The organism is Nocardia sp. NPDC004340, assembly GCF_053602575.1.
In genome coordinates, this window is the sequence record NZ_JBSGDW010000001.1 from 642,538 (window position 1) to 658,203 (window position 15,666).

Sequence of the window (15,666 nt, forward strand, 5' to 3'; positions counted from 1 at the left end):
GGTGGCGCTTCGGCGCCGGCTTCTGGACGAACGGCGTGCCGATCGGGCTCGCCGTGCCGCCTTGTTGTTGGACCATGTTCGTCCCGCCCCTACCCGGAGAGATGGAAATTGCCGGAGGTGCCGTAGATGGCCAGCGACATCAGCAGCGTCACCGTGACGACTGCGATCAGCGAGGCCCGCACCGCATTACCTACCGCCACGCCTACGCCGACCGGTCCGCCCGCGGCGTTGTAGCCGTAGTAGGTGTGGATCAGCATGACCGCCATGGCCATGAAGATCGCCTGCGCGAAGGACCAGAGGATGTCGCTGGGGATCAGGAAGGTCGAGAAGTAGTGGTCGTACACACCGGCCGACTGCCCGTAGATCTGCACCGTCGCGAAGCGCGAGGCGATGAACGAGGCGATGACCGCCAGTGAGTACAACGGGATGATGGCGAGGATGCCCGCCAGCATGCGGGTGCCCACCAGGAAGGGGATGGGCCGGATGGCCATCACCTCGAGGGCGTCGATCTCTTCGGAGACGCGCATGGCCCCCAATTGTGCCGTGGTTCCCGCGCCCAGCGTCGCCGCCAGGCCGATGCCCGAGATGACCGGCGCCGCAATGCGAACGTTGATGAACGCCGCGAAGAAGCCGGTGAGGGCCTCGACGCCGATATTGCCGAGCGAGCTGTAGCCCTGCACGGCGATGGTGCCACCCGCGGCCAGGGTCAGGAAGCCGACGATCACGACGGTGCCGCCGATGACCGCGAGAGCGCCCGTGCCCATGGAGATCTCGGCGATCAGCCGGATGGTCTCGGTGCGGTAGTGCACCAGTGCCTTCGGCACCGAGGCGATCGAGCGCCCGTAGAACACCGCGTGCTTGCCGACCGAGTCGAGCGCGTCGGTGAAGCGCTGAAAGCGCTTGGTCACCTTGGGAAAACGAGACTGGATTACGAAAGCCATCTGATCACCGAGCCGCGAACTTGATGCTGATGGCGGTCATCACGACATTGATGACGAACAGCGCCATGAAGGCGAACACGACCGTCTGGTTGACAGCGTCGCCGACACTCTTGGGACCGCCCTTGACGTTCAGGCCCAGGTAGCACGCGACCAGTCCGGCGACGAGACCGAACAGCATGGCCTTCACCTCGGAGATGACGAGCTCCGGGAGGTGGGTCAGCAGGGTGATGCCGTTGACGAACGCGCCCGGGTTCACGCCCTGCAAGAAGACCGAGAACACGAAACCGCCCAGGATGCCGATCGCGGACACCAGGCCGTTGAGCAAGAAGGCCACGAACATCGAGGCCAGCACGCGCGGAACCACCAGGCGCTGAATCGGATCGATGCCGAGCACCTTCATCGCGTCGATCTCTTCGCGGATGGTGCGGGCGCCGAGGTCGGCGCAGATGGCCGTAGCGCCCGCGCCGGCGACGATGAGCACCGTGACCATCGGGCCGATCTGGGTGATCGCGCCGAAGGCCGCACCCGCGCCCGAAAGGTCGGCCGCACCGATCTCGCGCAAAAGAATGTTGAGCGTGAAAACCACGAGCACGGTGAACGGAATCGCCACCATCAGCGTGGGAAACATGGAGACCCTGGCGATGAACCAGGACTGATCGATGAATTCCCGTCGCTGGAACGGGGGCCGTACTGCGGCGCGAGCGACAGCGCCGGCGAGTTCGAAGAACCCTCCGACCGCCCGCAGCGGTACGGCAAGGACTTCATTCATTCCCGCTATTCCTCCTGCCCCTGCCTAGCGATAGCAACCGAAATCTGAATGTGATCTCGGTCCCGCCGAAGATTAGAACACGTTCTCATACGGTTCGGGAAGGTTTCCAATGCTTTGAACAGGCTCTCTTTCTGAACTGGTGTCCAGTTTCAAGAACATGTTCAGGTGAGCCTAACCGTCAGAGGTATGCCGCATTGTGAGGCGACACACATAGTTGATCCCCATTCCTACCAATGATCGATCTCGCGATCAACCGCGGGGTCGGGGGCCGGGTCTGTCAAGCGGACACGCGGCCCCCGCACGGGGAATCGAGGTGAAAACCTCAGCCCAGATCCTTCAGAGAGGAAGCCGAGAAAGTGGCGTCCGACGCCCGGTCCGCGAAGTAGCCGCCGAGGCTCTCGGCCAGGCCCTCACGGGTGAACTCGCCGACGGCGTCGAAGCGCTGCTCGACGACGGGGGCCGCCATCAGGGCCACCATCGGGCCGTAGACGACGAACAGCTGGCCGGTGATCTTCTCGGCCGCCGGGGAGGCCAGGAAGGCCACCAGGCGCGCGACGTGATCGGGCGACAGCGGGTCCGGGCCCTCGTCGGGGGCCGCCGAGAACACGTTCTCGGTCATGGCGGTACGCGCGCGGGGAGCAATCGCGTTGGCGCGCACGCCGACCTGCTCCAGGGCACGGGCCGCGGACAGAGTCAGCGCGGTGATACCGGCCTTGGCCGCACCGTAGTTCGCCTGACCGGCAGGGCCGAGCAGACCGGCCTCGGAGGAGGTGTTGATGATGCGCCCGTAGACGGGGGCACCGGTCTCCTTGAACTTGGCGCGCCAGTAGGCGGCCGCGTTGCGGGTCAGCAGGAAGTGCCCGCGCAGATGCACGGCGACGACCGCGTCGAAGTCCTCGTCGGACATGTTGAACAACATCTTGTCCCGGGTGATCCCGGCATTGTTGACCACGATGTCCAGGCCGCCGAGGGACTCCTCGGCGGTACGGATGATGGCATCGGCGGTGGACCGCTCGGCAATGCTGCCGCCGACGAACTCCGCCTTCACACCCAGCGCCCGGATATCGGCGAGGGTTGCGCTGACCGCGTCGTTCTCGGCAAGGTCGTTGACAATGATCGACGCGCCCGCGCGGGCCAACTCGAGGGCTTCGGCCCGGCCGAGCCCGGCGCCGGCACCGGTAACGACGGCAACCCGGCCGGAAAGACTCACATCAGATTCGCTCACGAGGGCGACTCTAGAACGTGTTCCACCCGCCGGGCAAGGACCGGTCCCGGCGGGCGGCGCCGGCCTCAGACCAGCTTCAGCGCGGCCTTGGGGCATTGCGCCACGGACGACTCGATGTCCTTGCGGTTGTCCTCGGTGACCGCGACCTCGTTGACGTGCAAGTTGTCGTCGTCATCGAGATCGAACACGTCAGGGGCGATTCCAACGCAGATCCCGTTCGCTTCGCACTGATCGAAATCGACGATGACCTTCATAGTTCTCTCCTTCAACACAGGTTCTCTCCGAGCCTAACAAGCAGACCCCCGCCCGGAACAGCAAAGTAGCCCTAACCGGAACCAATACTGGAACATGTTTCACTCGCGTGCGATGATCGGCAGAACCGAGAAACGAAGGCTAGAGGTACTGCTATGCGTATCGCCTACACGCCGCAACAGGAACAGCTGCGTGCCGAGCTGCGTGACTATTTCACCAAGCTCATCACTCCCGAACGGCGGCAAGCGCTTTCGGCCCAGACCGGAGAGTACGGCGAGGGCAATGTCTACCGTGAGGTCGTCGAGGAGATGGGCCGCGACGGCTGGCTCGCCCTGGGCTGGCCCAAGGAGTACGGCGGCCAGGACCGGTCCACCATGGATCAGCTGATCTTCACCGACGAGGCCGCCATCGCGGGCGCCCCGGTGCCGTTCCTGACCATCAACTCGGTCGCGCCGACCATCATGCACTACGGCACCGAAGAGCAGAAGAAGTTCTTCCTGCCCAAGATCGCTGCCGGTCAGCTGCACTTCGCCATCGGCTATTCGGAGCCCGGCGCCGGCACCGACCTGGCCTCGCTGCGCACCTCCGCGGTCCGCGACGGCGACGACTGGATCATCAACGGCCAGAAGATGTGGACCTCCCTCATCGCCTACGCCGACTACGTGTGGCTGGCCGCCCGGACCGATCCGAGCGCCAAGAAGCACAAGGGCATCTCGATGTTCATCATGCCGACCGACGCCGAGGGCTTCTCCTGGACGCCGGTGCACACCATGGCCGGTCCGGACACCTCCGCCACCTACTACCAGGACGTGCGGGTCAAGCACTCCGACATGGTGGGCCCGGAGAACGGCGGCTGGGCGCTGGTCACCAACCAGCTCAACCACGAGCGCGTCGCGCTGACCTCCTCCGCACCGCTGGCCCTGGCCGTCGCCCAGGTCACCGAGTGGGCGCGCAACACCAAGACCGCCAACGGCCAGCGCGTCATCGACCAGGAATGGGTGCAGATCTCGCTGGCCCGCATCCACGCCAAGGTCGAATACCTGAAGCTGACCAACTGGGAGATCGCCTCGCGCGCCGACCAGGGCGGCGACGCCGCGCCGCGGCCGTGGGACGCCTCCGCCACCAAGGTGTACGGCACCGAACTGGCCACCGAGGCCTACCGGGCGCTGATGGAGATCCTCGGCCCGCAGGCCTACCTGCGCCAGGACTCGGCCGGCTCGCAGCTGCGCGGCCGCCTCGAGCGCATGCACCGCGCCTGCCTGATCCTCACCTTCGGCGGCGGCACCAACGAGGTGCAGCGCGACATCATCGCCATGACCGCCCTCAAGCAGCCCGCCGCCGCGCGCTAACCGAAACCAAGGTACCCATCATGGATTTCACCCTCACCGAGGCGCAGCAGGATCTGGCCCGCCTCACCGCCGAGGTCACCGGCAAGCTGGTCACCGCCGACCGGCTGCGTGAGCTCGACAAGAACACCGACGCCGACGGCAACCGCACCGTGCGCTTCGACTCCGGCCTGTGGGACTCGCTCGCCGAGACCGGCGTGCTGGCGGCGGCCCTGCCGGAGAGCGTGGGCGGCAGCGACTTCGGCGTGCTCGAGCAGACCGCGATCCTGCGCGAGATCGGCAAGTCCGTCGCCCCCGTGCCCTACCTGTGGTCGATCGTGCTCGGCGCGGGCGCGCTCGCGCAGTTCGGTTCCGCCGCCCAGCGCGAGCTGGCCGCCCAGGCCGCGACCGGCGAGATCATCCTCACCGCCGCGCTGAGCGAGGAGCGCAACTGGGAGCCGGCCAAGCCCGTCACCACCGCCATCGCGGGCGACGGCTGGCAGCTCACCGGCCTCAAGACCACCGTGCCCTTCGCCCGCCAGGCGGCGCGAATCCTGGTGTCCGCCAGCGTCGACGGCGCCCCCGCCGTCTTCCTGGTCGACCCGTCGCACGCCTCGGTGCGCATCGAGGACCAGATCGTCACCGACCGCTCCCCCGAGGCCGAGGTCGAATTCGCCGGCACCCCCGCCGAACTGGTGGGCACCCTCGAACAGGGCGGCGAGGTCCTGACCTGGCTGCTGGAGCGGGCCTGGCTCGGCCTGGCCGCCACCCAGCTCGGCGTGGTCGAGAAGGGCCTGGAACTGGTCGCCGACTACGCCCGCGAGCGCGAGCAGTTCAACCGCAAGATCGGTAGCTTCCAGGCCGTGGCCCAGCGCCTCGCCGACGGCTACATCGACGTGCAGGGCGTGCGCCTGGCCGTGCAGCAGGCGGCCTGGCGGATCGCCGAGGGCCTGCCCGCCACCGCCGAGGTGCACACCGCCAAGTTCTGGGCCGCCGAGGCCGGACACCGCGTCGCCCACACCGTGGTGCACGTGCACGGCGGCGTCGGCATCGACCGCGACCACATCGTGAACCAGTACTTCACGGCGGCCAAGCACAACGAGTTCGCACTCGGCGGCGCGACCGATCACCTGCGCGCCCTGGGCTCCCTGCTCGCCGACGCGCAGTAGGAACGAACAGCTCCCACGGCCCGGTTGGGCCTGGAGACTCGGCCGACCCTGCAAACGCGGCCGACGGCGAGGCGGTGGCTCCCATACCGGCCACTGCCTCGCCGTTTCCGTTTCACCACCTCGCCGTTCTCCGTGCCGGGGAACGGTTTACGCCGTCACGGCACCAGCGGACCCGCGAGGACCTGCTTGCCCTCCGCCCAGTTCCCCTGCCAGCTGAGCGCGGCGTCGTCGGGCTCCTTGCGCGCCCACAGCGCCAGCAGCAGATCCGAGGCGGTGCCGGAGAGTTCGGCCACCGGCGCGCCCGGGCCGTAGGTCCAGCTGTCGCCGGTGTCGGTGGCGCGCACGCTGATCGCCGCGGTCGGCTCGCTCGCCAGGCCGCGCAGGATCATGCGGGGCGCGAACAGTTCGAACACCTCGGTCACGCCATCGGAGGCGAGCGCCGGATCGAACGCCTCGGCCGCGCCCAGCGCGTCCTGGCCGTCCCACAGGTGCATGAGGGTCTCCTGCGCGCGGCGGCGCTGCCAGAAGCCGACCTTGCGCGGCATCTGCGAGGTGAAGGTCCAGGCCGGAGTCTCGGGATCGACCGACAGGGCGTCGATCATCGCCTTCGCCGTGCCGTCGTACCAGGTCCGCAGCCCTGCCGCGTCCTTGGGCGCGGGCTCGCCCTGAAAGTCGCCCCGCTGCTCCAGGACCGCCGCGGTCACCCACAGATTCCCCTGACCGACATGGTCGACCAGGTCGTAGAAGGTCCAGTCGCCGCAGGCCGGGACGGGCGCGGACAGCTCGACCTCCGGCGTGATCAGTTCGCCGAACTCGTTCAACTTCTCGCGCACAACGGCCAGGAAATCCATGCGGCTCACGCTAAACAGAGAAACCGCAGCGTGCCAGCCATATCCGGCCGGTGGCACGCGAAATTCGGCCAAACCTCCGGTGTCGCGCGGATGCTCAGGACTCGAGTTCGCGCACCGAGAAGACCCGCTCCCCCACCTGTTCGGGGTGTTCGGGCGACGGTTCCAGCTCGCGCAGCAGCGCCTCGCCGCGCGCGTCGCGGCGGATGGCGCGGCCCAGCTCGGCGGCCGCGCGATAGTGGGCCGGGGTGCGCAGGGTGTGGCGGACGGCCCGGGCGATGCGCTGCGGAGTGGCGGTGCGCGGCAAGACGATTCCGGCGTCGTGACCACGGACGCGGGCGGCGTTGTCGGCATTGTCGCGTCCGTGTGGGAGGACCACGACCGGCAGGTCGGCGGCGAAGGATTTCATCAGCGTGCCGTGGCCGCCGTGGGTGACGACCAGGCTGGCGTGGCGCATGAGCTCGCGGTGCGGGGCGTCGCGCAGGACCGACACATTGTGGGGCACACGGAGTTCGGCGGGATCGATCGCGGGGCCCGTGGTGATGACGCCGCGCACGGGTAGCTGGCCCAGGGCCTCGGAAATCCTTTGCAGGCAGTCGGTTTGATGCTGGAACGTGGTGGACAGCGCGACCAGCACCAGCGGATCGCCGCCGTCGGTCTGGGTCCAGGTGGTGTCGGTGACCCAGTCGGGTTCGTCGAGGATGGGGCCGACCCAGCGCACCCCGTCGGGTCCCTGACCCGGGAAATCGAAAGCGGCACTGGACAAGACGAGCTGGCGGCGGGCCAGTCGCGCCTGATCCTGGTAGTGCGCCAGACGTTCCAGCCCGAAATCCGAGCGCAGGGCGTTGAGCTTGGGTAGCAGCTCCTCGTCCCAGCGCCGCTGCACCAGCGAACCGACCAAGCGGTCACGTAGCCGCCCGACCGGTCCGTGCGCGGGCGTGAAGCCGGTGCCCGGCGGCGGACCACCCTCCACGGGTAGCGGATAGACACCCGGGATCAGCACCGAGAACGGCGTCTCACAGGCCTGCGCGGCGACCATGGCGCCGAAGGCGAAGAACGAGGCCAGCACCAGATCGGGCCGATTCGCGTCGATCTCGTCGGCGGTGTCGCGCGCGAACCCGGCCCCGGCCCGGAGGCGCAGCCGCGCGCCGGTCGCGGCCACCGACTCGGCCAGCGATTCCTCCGCCAGCACCGTCACCCGATGGCCCCGGCGTACCAGCCGCCGCACCACCCCCAGCTCCGGCGGAACCGTTCCCCCGCTGCCGGTGAGAGCGATCAGATAGCTGTGGCTCATCGGGCACCTCCACCGGCAACTCTCGCACGACCGATGAGTTTCGCGCACCCGCTTCGTCCTCATCAGTACATCGAATGAGAGGGGAACGCGCCACCATGCCGAGCAAGATGATCTTCATCAATCTGCCCGTCGCCGACCTGGACCGGTCCAAGCGCTTCTACGAGTCCGTCGGCTGGAAGGTGAATCAGGACTTCACCGACGGCAATGCCGCCTGCATCGTGGTCGACGACAACATCTGCGTCATGCTGCTGACGCACGAGTTCTTCACCACCTTCGGCCGCCGCCCGCTGGGCGACACCCGCGGCACCGTCGGCAGTGTCTACGCGCTCGCCCTGGGCAGCAACCATGAGGTCGACGCGCTGGTGGAGGCCGCCCTCGCCGCGGGCGGCCAGGAGGAGGTCAGTGCGGACCGGCGGGCCCAGGAGGCCGAGGTCGGCATGTACAGCCGCACCTTCCTCGACCCCGACGGCCACCAGTGGGAGCCGTTCTACATGGCTTATCCTGTGTGATCGATGCGCGCCGACAGTCCCGAGTCCGAAGGCCCCCACGGGATATCACTCGGCGCGTACCTCAAGCGGGAGCGACTCCGCCGCGGCATGACCCAGCGCGCCGTCGCCGAGGCGCTGCACATGTCCCGCAGCGGCTACGAGAAGATCGAGAACGGCCAGCGCCTCCCGCATCCCGGCATGCTCAACGCGCTGGCCGCGCTCTTCGAGATCCCGGTGAACCGGCGGCGGGTGCTGTGGTCCATCGCCACCGGCGACGACCTGTCGGTGTCGGCCGCCGCCGGAGGTTCGGTGACCGACGGCATGCTGACCTTCATGCGCAATCTGCGCGGACCCGCCTCGCTGCACCAGGTGCCGGAGAACAACATCCTCGCCGCCAATACCGCTGCGGTCCGGCTGTTCCCGTGGCTGGACCCGCGGCTCGGCTCCCGGGACCGGCCGCTCAATGTCATCGTCGCCACGATGAACGACCCGCGCGCCGGCCGATACATGGTGAACTGGGTCGATTTCATCCACCGCCTGGTCTTCGGCCTGACCGAGTATTCGCTCGCCAACACCCCCGCCGACCGGGTCCGCGAGATCCGCGAAGCCTGCCGGGCCAGCCCCGAGTTCGACCGGGTCTGGAACACCCCGTGCCCGCCCGCCGTGCTCGCCGATGACACCGTCCTGCTGCGCGACCCCGACACCGGCGCCGTCACCGAGTACCAGATCGACTGTCTGCGCTGGGCTTTCCCGCACCGCGACGCGGAGCTGTTCACGCTGTCCCCGCGCGGCATCGACCCCGCCACCGCGGATCCGGACACCTCGGACATCATCCTCTGGTGATCCGCAAATCCTCGGGCCACCCGATGCGGGTGACTTCCTGATCTTGATCTCGAGCGGCCGGGCGGCGAGGGTAGGAGAGCCGCGGGCCGGGTTCATGTCTACATGTCTGGACGGGAGGGGATCGGCCCGCGGAACACCCCCGCGCGCCCGGGCCGTGACAGCTTCCTGCCAACCGATGAACCCGCGCTCCATCCCCGCGAAAGCGAGGGTGGGCCCATGGCTTTCACTGTTGCGGACCTGTTCGAGCACGCGGTCGACGCGGTCCCGGAGCGGACCGCCCTCATCTGCGAAGACCGGCGACTCACCTACCGCGAACTCGACGACCGCGCCAACCGGCTCGCCCACCACCTGGCCGCCCGCGGCATCGGAGCCGGCGACCACGTCGGCGTCTACTCGCGCAATTCCATCGAGGCGCTGGAAACGATGCTCGCGACCTACAAACTGCGGGCCGTCTCGGTGAGCGTGAATTATCGGTACGTGGCCGACGAGGTGCGCTACCTCGTCGGCAACGCGGATTTGAAAGCAATTATCCACGAAGCGAAATTCGGGGAAATCATTTCCGAGGTTCGCGAATCCGCGACCGGCCTCACCGAAACCCTCGCCATCGGACCCGATTACGACGACGCGCTGGCCGCGCACTCTCCCGACCGGGATTTCGGTCCCCGCAGCGGCGACGATCTGTACATCCTCTACACGGGCGGCACCACCGGCCTGCCCAAGGGCGTCATGTGGCGGCACGAGGACGTCTGGCGGGCACTCGGCGGTGGCATCAACCATGTCACCGGCGAATACGTCTCGGACGAATGGGCATTGGCGGCCGATGCCCGGTCCGCGCCCGAGGGCATCGTCATGGCCCCGCTCTCGCCGCTCATCCACGGCGCGGCCCAGTGGGCGACGTTCCTCGCCCTGAACTCGGGCGGCACAGTGGTTTTCGTGCCACAGTTCGACGCCGACGAGGTCTGGCGGGTGGTGGCGAAGCACCGGGTCAATGTGCTGACCGTGGTCGGCGACGCCATGGCCAAGCCGCTGCTCGAGGCGTATCACGCGGGGCGGTACCAGGTTCCGTCCCTGTGGGCGTTCAGCAGTCACGCCGCGCTGTTCTCGCACTCACTGAAACAGCAGTACCTCGCGACCTTCCCGAATCTGTTCGTCACCGACGTGATCGGGTCGTCGGAGAGCGGCAGCACCGGACTGTCCACGGTCACCAAGGATTCCGACCACACGCAGGGCCCGCGGGTGAAGTTCGGGGCGCAGTCCGCGCTACTGGACGACGACGGCCGCCTCGTGCCGCCCGTCCCCGGAGCCGTCGGCCGGATGGCGCGGACCGGGCACGTGCCGATCGGGTACTACAAGGACCCGGAGAAGACGAAGACCATCTTCGTCGAGGTCGACGGCAAACGGTATGTGGCGCCGGGCGATTACGCCCGTTACGAGGCCGATGGCACCGTCACCCTGCTCGGGCGCGGCTCCGAGTGCATCAATACCGGTGGCGAGAAGGTGTTCCCCGAGGAGGTCGAGACGGCGCTCAAATCGCACCCGGACGTCTTCGACACACTGGTGATCGGCATCCCGCACGAACGGTTCGGGCAGACGGTCGCCGCGGTGGTGCAGCCGCGGACCGGGACCGCGATCGATCTCACCGAACTCGACGCCCACGTGCGGACCAAAGTCGCGGGATACAAGGCGCCACGCGGCTATTGGCTGGTCGGCACGGTCATGCGGCAGCCGAGCGGCAAGGCGAACTATCCCGCCGCCAAACGGTTCGCGGCCGAGCACCCCGAGGATCTGCGCACACCCCGCTGATCAGCACTGTGGCCGGCTGATCAGCCCAGCAGCCCGAGCTCCCGCACCCGCACCCCGAGTTGGAAGCGGGTGCTCACCTCGAACCGCGTCATGAGCTGGGCGACGTAGCGCCGGTAGGTGCGCAGCGAAACCCCCAGCACCCGGGCCGCGGTCTCGTCCTTCGCGCCGGCGTACAGCTGCTCGACCACCGCAAGCGCCACCGCGTCCAGGCCGTCCCGCACCTCCAGGTGGTCGCGCAGGTCACGCGCGGAATGCCAGGTGCGGGTGGCGAACTGGTGCACCACCCCGAGCAGCGCGGGTTCGGCCACCAGGTATCCGCGCGGCGCCTCCCCCGGCGCGGCCGACCACAGCGCCGCTCGCTCACGATCGACGATCAGCGCATTGCAGAACTCGGTATCGGTGACCCGGATCCGCGAGCCGAGAGTGAACTGCCGTAGCACCGACTGGCGGCCCCGGCTGCTCACGTACGCGGCCGACAGCAGCACCCGCACCTGTTTCCCGGCCTCGTGCAATTGCCGGAAAACCGTGTCCTCCGCGCGGTATTCGGTCTCCGGCCGCACCGGGCGGGCGATGGCCATGACGGCCTCGTGCCGTGCCCCCACCAGCATGCGGCGCAGGTTCTGCGCCCACCGCTCGTCCGCGTGCAACTCGACCGTCATGCGCCCCTCCCCGGACTCCCGTGGCGGAGAGCCTAGTTCGGGCGAAGCTCCATGGGGAGGCCGAAGAGGGGGAACAGCTTCTCGGTGTCGAGGAAGAAGGTGAGGCCGGAGATGCGGTCCCCGGAGAGTTCCAGCGTGGTGATGGACCACGGGATCCAGACGCCGGGCTCGTCGCCGGGCTTGTAGTGGCCGAAGGCGGGCAGGCCGTTCGCGCCCTCCAGCGGCACCATGCGGGAATCGCGGCAGGCCTGGCCGGTGCCGAGCATGAAGGCGGCCACGTTCTCGGGGCCGGACACCCACAGCGAGAACGGCGGCATGGACAGGGCCACATCGGCTTTCAGCAGCTCGGTCAGGGCGCTCATGTCGTAGGCCTCGAAGGCCTTCACGAAGTCGTCGACCAGCTTGCGCTGCTGCTCGTCGCGCTCGTCGAAGGGATCGGAGACGGTGGCGGTCTCCTGCACCTTCGACATGGTGGCGCGGGCGCGCTGCAGGGCGCTGTTCACCGAGGCGGGCGAGACGTTCAGCATGTCCGCGGTCTCACCGGCGGAGAAGCGCAGCACCTCACGCATGATGAGGATGGCGCGCTGGCTGGCGGGCAGGTGCTGCACGGCGGCGACGAAGGCCAGGCGCAGGGTGTCCTTGGTGCTGGCGGCCTCGGCGGGGTCGGCACCGAAGGCGAGCGCGTTCGGAATCGGTTCCACCCACACGTAATCCGGCTCCGGCGCGGGCAACTGCGAATCGGGAGTCGAAGGTCCGTTGAGGTCCATGGGCCGGGCCCGGCGCTGCGGGCCGTCCAGCATGTCCAGACAGACATTGGTGGCGATCTTGTACAGCCAGGAGCGGACGCTGGCCCGGCCCTCGAACGAGTCGTAGGACTTCCAGGCCCGCGTGAAGGTCTCCTGCACCGCGTCCTCGGCCTCGAACGAGGACCCGAGCATTCGATACGCGTAGGCGCACAGTTCGCGCCGATGGCCCTCGAAAGACCGCAGTACGTCATCCGATACGGTGCCGCCCACCTTCTCGCTCATGCCAGACAGCCTGACACAACCCACCGACAACAAACACCCATCGAAACGATCAGTGCCCGCCTGCGACGGCACGCGGGCACTGACTTCTCATGACCTACTTGGTGGTCGGGGCCTGGGCGTGGTCGTCGGCCTCGCGGGCCTCGGTCTGCGCCTTGGCCCACTTGTAGTCGGGCTTGCCGGCGGGCGAACGCTTGATCTCGTCCACGTACCACAGGCTGCGCGGCATCTTGTAGGAGGAGATCTCCTTGACCAGGGTGGGACGCAGTTCCTCGAGGGTCGGGCGGGTGCCGTCGGTGCACTGCACGACCGCGACGACGCGGTGGCCCCAGCGCTCGTCGGGCACGCCCACGACCAGCGCGTCGAAGACGTCCGGGTGCGCCTTGAGCGCGCCCTCGACCTCTTCCGGGAAGATCTTCTCGCCACCGGAGTTGATGGACACCGAACCACGGCCGAGCATGGTGACGGTGCCGTCCTCCTCCACCCGGGCGAAGTCGCCGGGGATGGAGTAGCGGACGCCGTTGAAGGTCTTGAAGGTCTCGGCGGTCTTCACCGGGTCGTTGTAGTAGCCGACCGGAATGTTGCCGGTGCGCGCGAGCAGGCCGACCTGGCCGGAGCCGGCGACGACCTCGTTGCCTTCCTCGTCGATGACCTTGGTGGACCCGTCGATCTTCACCCGCGGGCCGCCGGTGTGGGTCGCGCCCTTGGTGGCCACGGCCAGACCGCCGAAGCCGGTCTCGGAGGCGCCGATGGAGTCGGTGATGAGCGCGTTCGGGAACTTCTCGATGAACTGGTCCTTGAGCGCCGGCGAGAACAGCGCGGCGCTGCTGGCCAGCACCCACATGCTCGAATGCTGGTACGGCTGACCGGTTTCCGGGTTGCCCTGGGCCAGCGCGTCGAGCAGCGGGCGAGCCATGGCGTCACCGACGATGAAGATCATGTTGACGCCGTGGCGCTCCACGGCCCGCCACACGCCGTGCCCGCTGAACTCGGGCAGCATGACGGCGGTGCCGCCGTCGAACAGGCTGTGCAGGGTGGCGGTGAACGCGCCGCCGTGGATCAGCGGCGGGATCGGGTAGCGCACCATCGGCGCGTTGCCGCTGGCGCCGCCCTTGGCCTGCTCCCACTCGTCCTCGATGAAGACGCCGGTGTAGAAGTTGATGCCACCGCCGAGGACGCGCCACCAGTCCTCCTGGCGCCACATGACGCCCTTGGGCATGCCGGTGGTGCCGCCGGTGTAGATCATCATGATGTCGTCGGAGGAGCGCTCGTCGAAGTCGCGCTCGCCGTGCGAGCCGGCCAGCACCGCTTCGTATTCGCCCGCGCCGGGGGGCAGCGGCAGGTCGGTGCCGTCCTCGACGGTGACGACCGACTTGATCTTCGGCGTGTTCGGCAGCACGTTGGCCACCTTGTCGGAATAGCGACGCTCGTGCAGCAGCGCGACCATGTCCGAGTTCTCGAAGATGTACTGCAACTCGTTCTCAACGTAGCGGTAGTTCACGTTGATCATGACTGCCCGCGCCTTGAAGATGGCCACCATGGCCTCGACGGCCTCGATGGTGTTGCGCGAGTAGACGCCGACCTTGTCACCCGGCTGCACTCCCTGTTCCTGCAGGTAGTGCGCCAGCCGGTTGGCACGGTCCTCCAGCTCGGCGTAGGTGACCGAGCGGGTGTCGTCAACCAGCGCGACACGTTCCGGCATGAGGTCGATGGTGTGCTCGACAAGGTCCGCAATGTTGTAGCTCACAGGGACCAAAATAGAACGTGTTCTTGTGTGTGACAAGCCACTGTTTTCGCTCACGTCCCGCTGAGCGGACGTGCCCCCGCTCTCACAGTACGGCGACGTACGCCCCGCGGGGGACAAACGAGAAGAGCGCACCCCGCTCAGCGAGGCGCGCTCCGCACCGGATCACGACCGATTACGACTCGATGAGCGGCTTCAACCGTTCGAACTGCTCCACGTCGCGGACGCCGACCAGCATCATGGTGACGCCCGCCTGCTCCCACACCTTCAGCTGCTCACGCACCTGCGCCTCGTTGCCGATGATGGTGGTGTCGAGGATCAGCTCGTCGGGCACCACCGCCGCGGCCTCCTCCTTGCGGCCGGTGCGGAAGAGCCGGGTGATCTCGTCGACCTGCTCGCCGTAACCCATGCGCCGGTACACCTCGGCGTGGAAGTTGAGTTCCTCCGCGCCCATGCCGCCGATGTAGAGCGCCATGAACGGCCGCAGCCGATCCAGTTCGGCCTTGGGGTCGTCGGTGAGGATGACCTGCGCGGTGGCCGCGATCTCGAAGTCCTCGCGCGAGCGCCGCGCGCCCGGCCGGGAGAAGCCCTCGTCGAGCCATTCGTTGTACATGTCGGCCAGCCGCGGCGTGTAGTAGATGGCCAGCCAGCCGTCCGCGATCTCCGCGGTCATCGCGACGTTCTTCGGGCCTTCGGCGCCCAGCCAGATCGGGATGTCCGAGCGCAGCGGGTGGGTGATCGGCTTGAGCGGCTTGCCGAATCCGGTGGCGCCCGGGCCGTTGTAGGGCAGCGGATAGTGCGGGCCCGCACTGGTCACCTTGCCCTCGCGGGTGAGCACCTGCCGCACGATCGAGACGTACTCACGAGTGCGCGCGAGGGGCTTGCCGAAGGGCTGGCCGTACCAGCCCTCGACCACCTGCGGGCCGGAGACGCCGAGCCCGAGGATGTGCCGGCCACCGCTGAGATGGTCGATGGTCAGCGCGGCCATGGCGGTCGCGGTGGGGGTGCGGGCCGACATCTGCACCACCGAGGTGCCCAATCGCACCCGGCTGGTGTCGGAGCCGTACCAGGCCAACGGGGTGAAGGCGTCCGAGCCCCACGACTCGGCGGTGAAGACGGCGTCGAATCCGGTCTCCTCCGCGGCCGCGATCAGCTCCCGCGTATTGACGGGCGGCTGCGCGCCCCAATATCCGAGTTGCAAGCCAAAGCGCATTACTGCATTTCCTTTCGCACCAGAGCGGAGCGCTCCATGGTTACGCTCCGCTGCCTCCTCCGCGCCTG

15 protein-coding genes are annotated in these 15,666 nt (G+C 68.1%); 5 read left to right on the plus strand and 10 right to left on the minus strand.

From position 1 onward, the window contains the following. Nucleotides 1-89: 89 nt before the first annotated feature. From ACWEOI_RS02690 to ACWEOI_RS02705, 4 genes are all read right to left on the minus strand, one after another. On the minus strand, nt 90-941 hold the full coding sequence (locus ACWEOI_RS02690) for an ABC transporter permease (protein ID WP_433670273.1): 852 nt from the start codon (nt 939-941) through the stop codon (nt 90-92). Between the two features lie 4 nt (nt 942-945). After that, nucleotides 946-1,710 carry an MlaE family ABC transporter permease gene (locus ACWEOI_RS02695; protein WP_357282736.1) on the minus strand — a complete coding sequence of 255 codons (765 nt, stop codon included), beginning with the start codon at nt 1,708-1,710 and terminating at the stop codon, nt 946-948. A 322-nt stretch (nt 1,711-2,032) separates the two neighbouring features. Then, a complete protein-coding gene (locus ACWEOI_RS02700) occupies nt 2,033-3,031 on the minus strand; it encodes a 3-oxoacyl-ACP reductase (RefSeq protein WP_433670271.1) in 999 nt (332 codons plus the stop codon). After that, nucleotides 3,001-3,189, minus strand: coding sequence for a ferredoxin (locus tag ACWEOI_RS02705; protein ID WP_213558270.1), 189 nt, complete (start codon nt 3,187-3,189; stop codon nt 3,001-3,003). Before ACWEOI_RS02705 ends, ACWEOI_RS02700 begins: the two co-directional genes overlap by 31 nt. 153 nt (nt 3,190-3,342) lie before the next feature. On the opposite strand from ACWEOI_RS02705, the gene ACWEOI_RS02710 reads away from it, so the two are divergent. Together ACWEOI_RS02710 and ACWEOI_RS02715 are read left to right on the plus strand one after the other, a co-directional pair. Next, nucleotides 3,343-4,536: an acyl-CoA dehydrogenase family protein gene (locus ACWEOI_RS02710; protein ID WP_433670269.1), complete on the plus strand. Its 1,194-nt coding sequence runs from the start codon at nt 3,343-3,345 to the stop codon at nt 4,534-4,536. A 20-nt stretch (nt 4,537-4,556) separates the two neighbouring features. Further along, nucleotides 4,557-5,681 carry an acyl-CoA dehydrogenase family protein gene (locus ACWEOI_RS02715; protein ID WP_433670267.1) on the plus strand — a complete coding sequence of 375 codons (1,125 nt, stop codon included), beginning with the start codon at nt 4,557-4,559 and terminating at the stop codon, nt 5,679-5,681. A 155-nt stretch (nt 5,682-5,836) separates the two neighbouring features. Here the strand turns inward: ACWEOI_RS02715 and ACWEOI_RS02720 are convergent, their stop codons facing one another. Both ACWEOI_RS02720 and ACWEOI_RS02725 read right to left on the minus strand, forming a co-directional pair. Next, complete coding sequence (locus ACWEOI_RS02720; RefSeq protein ID WP_433670265.1) at nt 5,837-6,532, minus strand: maleylpyruvate isomerase family mycothiol-dependent enzyme; 696 nt, start codon at nt 6,530-6,532, stop codon at nt 5,837-5,839. Between the two features lie 94 nt (nt 6,533-6,626). After that, nucleotides 6,627-7,823: a nucleotide disphospho-sugar-binding domain-containing protein gene (locus ACWEOI_RS02725; RefSeq protein WP_433670263.1), complete on the minus strand. Its 1,197-nt coding sequence runs from the start codon at nt 7,821-7,823 to the stop codon at nt 6,627-6,629. Between the two features lie 95 nt (nt 7,824-7,918). Here ACWEOI_RS02725 and ACWEOI_RS02730 point away from each other — a divergent pair, with 95 nt between their 5' ends. The 3 genes from ACWEOI_RS02730 (at nt 7,919) to ACWEOI_RS02740 (ending at nt 10,957) form a co-directional block, all read left to right on the plus strand. Beyond that, nucleotides 7,919-8,332, plus strand: coding sequence for a VOC family protein (locus tag ACWEOI_RS02730; RefSeq protein WP_452358781.1), 414 nt, complete (start codon nt 7,919-7,921; stop codon nt 8,330-8,332). A 3-nt stretch (nt 8,333-8,335) separates the two neighbouring features. Next, nucleotides 8,336-9,154 carry a helix-turn-helix domain-containing protein gene (locus ACWEOI_RS02735; RefSeq protein ID WP_433670259.1) on the plus strand — a complete coding sequence of 273 codons (819 nt, stop codon included), beginning with the start codon at nt 8,336-8,338 and terminating at the stop codon, nt 9,152-9,154. Between the two features lie 216 nt (nt 9,155-9,370). After that, the gene (locus ACWEOI_RS02740; RefSeq protein ID WP_452358782.1) at nt 9,371-10,957 is read left to right on the plus strand and encodes an acyl-CoA synthetase; all 1,587 of its coding nucleotides are present in this window, start codon (nt 9,371-9,373) and stop codon (nt 10,955-10,957) included. Nucleotides 10,958-10,977: 20 nt separating this feature from the next. Here the strand turns inward: ACWEOI_RS02740 and ACWEOI_RS02745 are convergent, their stop codons facing one another. From ACWEOI_RS02745 to ACWEOI_RS02760, 4 genes are all read right to left on the minus strand, one after another. Continuing rightward, a complete protein-coding gene (locus tag ACWEOI_RS02745; protein ID WP_452358783.1) occupies nt 10,978-11,616 on the minus strand; it encodes a hypothetical protein in 639 nt (212 codons plus the stop codon). A gap of 32 nt (nt 11,617-11,648) precedes the next feature. Next, complete coding sequence (locus tag ACWEOI_RS02750) at nt 11,649-12,644, minus strand: sigma-70 family RNA polymerase sigma factor (RefSeq protein ID WP_452358784.1); 996 nt, start codon at nt 12,642-12,644, stop codon at nt 11,649-11,651. Between the two features lie 94 nt (nt 12,645-12,738). After that, a complete protein-coding gene (locus tag ACWEOI_RS02755; RefSeq protein WP_452358785.1) occupies nt 12,739-14,388 on the minus strand; it encodes an acyl-CoA synthetase in 1,650 nt (549 codons plus the stop codon). Nucleotides 14,389-14,560: 172 nt separating this feature from the next. Continuing rightward, nucleotides 14,561-15,598: an LLM class F420-dependent oxidoreductase gene (locus tag ACWEOI_RS02760; RefSeq protein WP_452358786.1), complete on the minus strand. Its 1,038-nt coding sequence runs from the start codon at nt 15,596-15,598 to the stop codon at nt 14,561-14,563. Nucleotides 15,599-15,666: the final 68 nt, after the last annotated feature.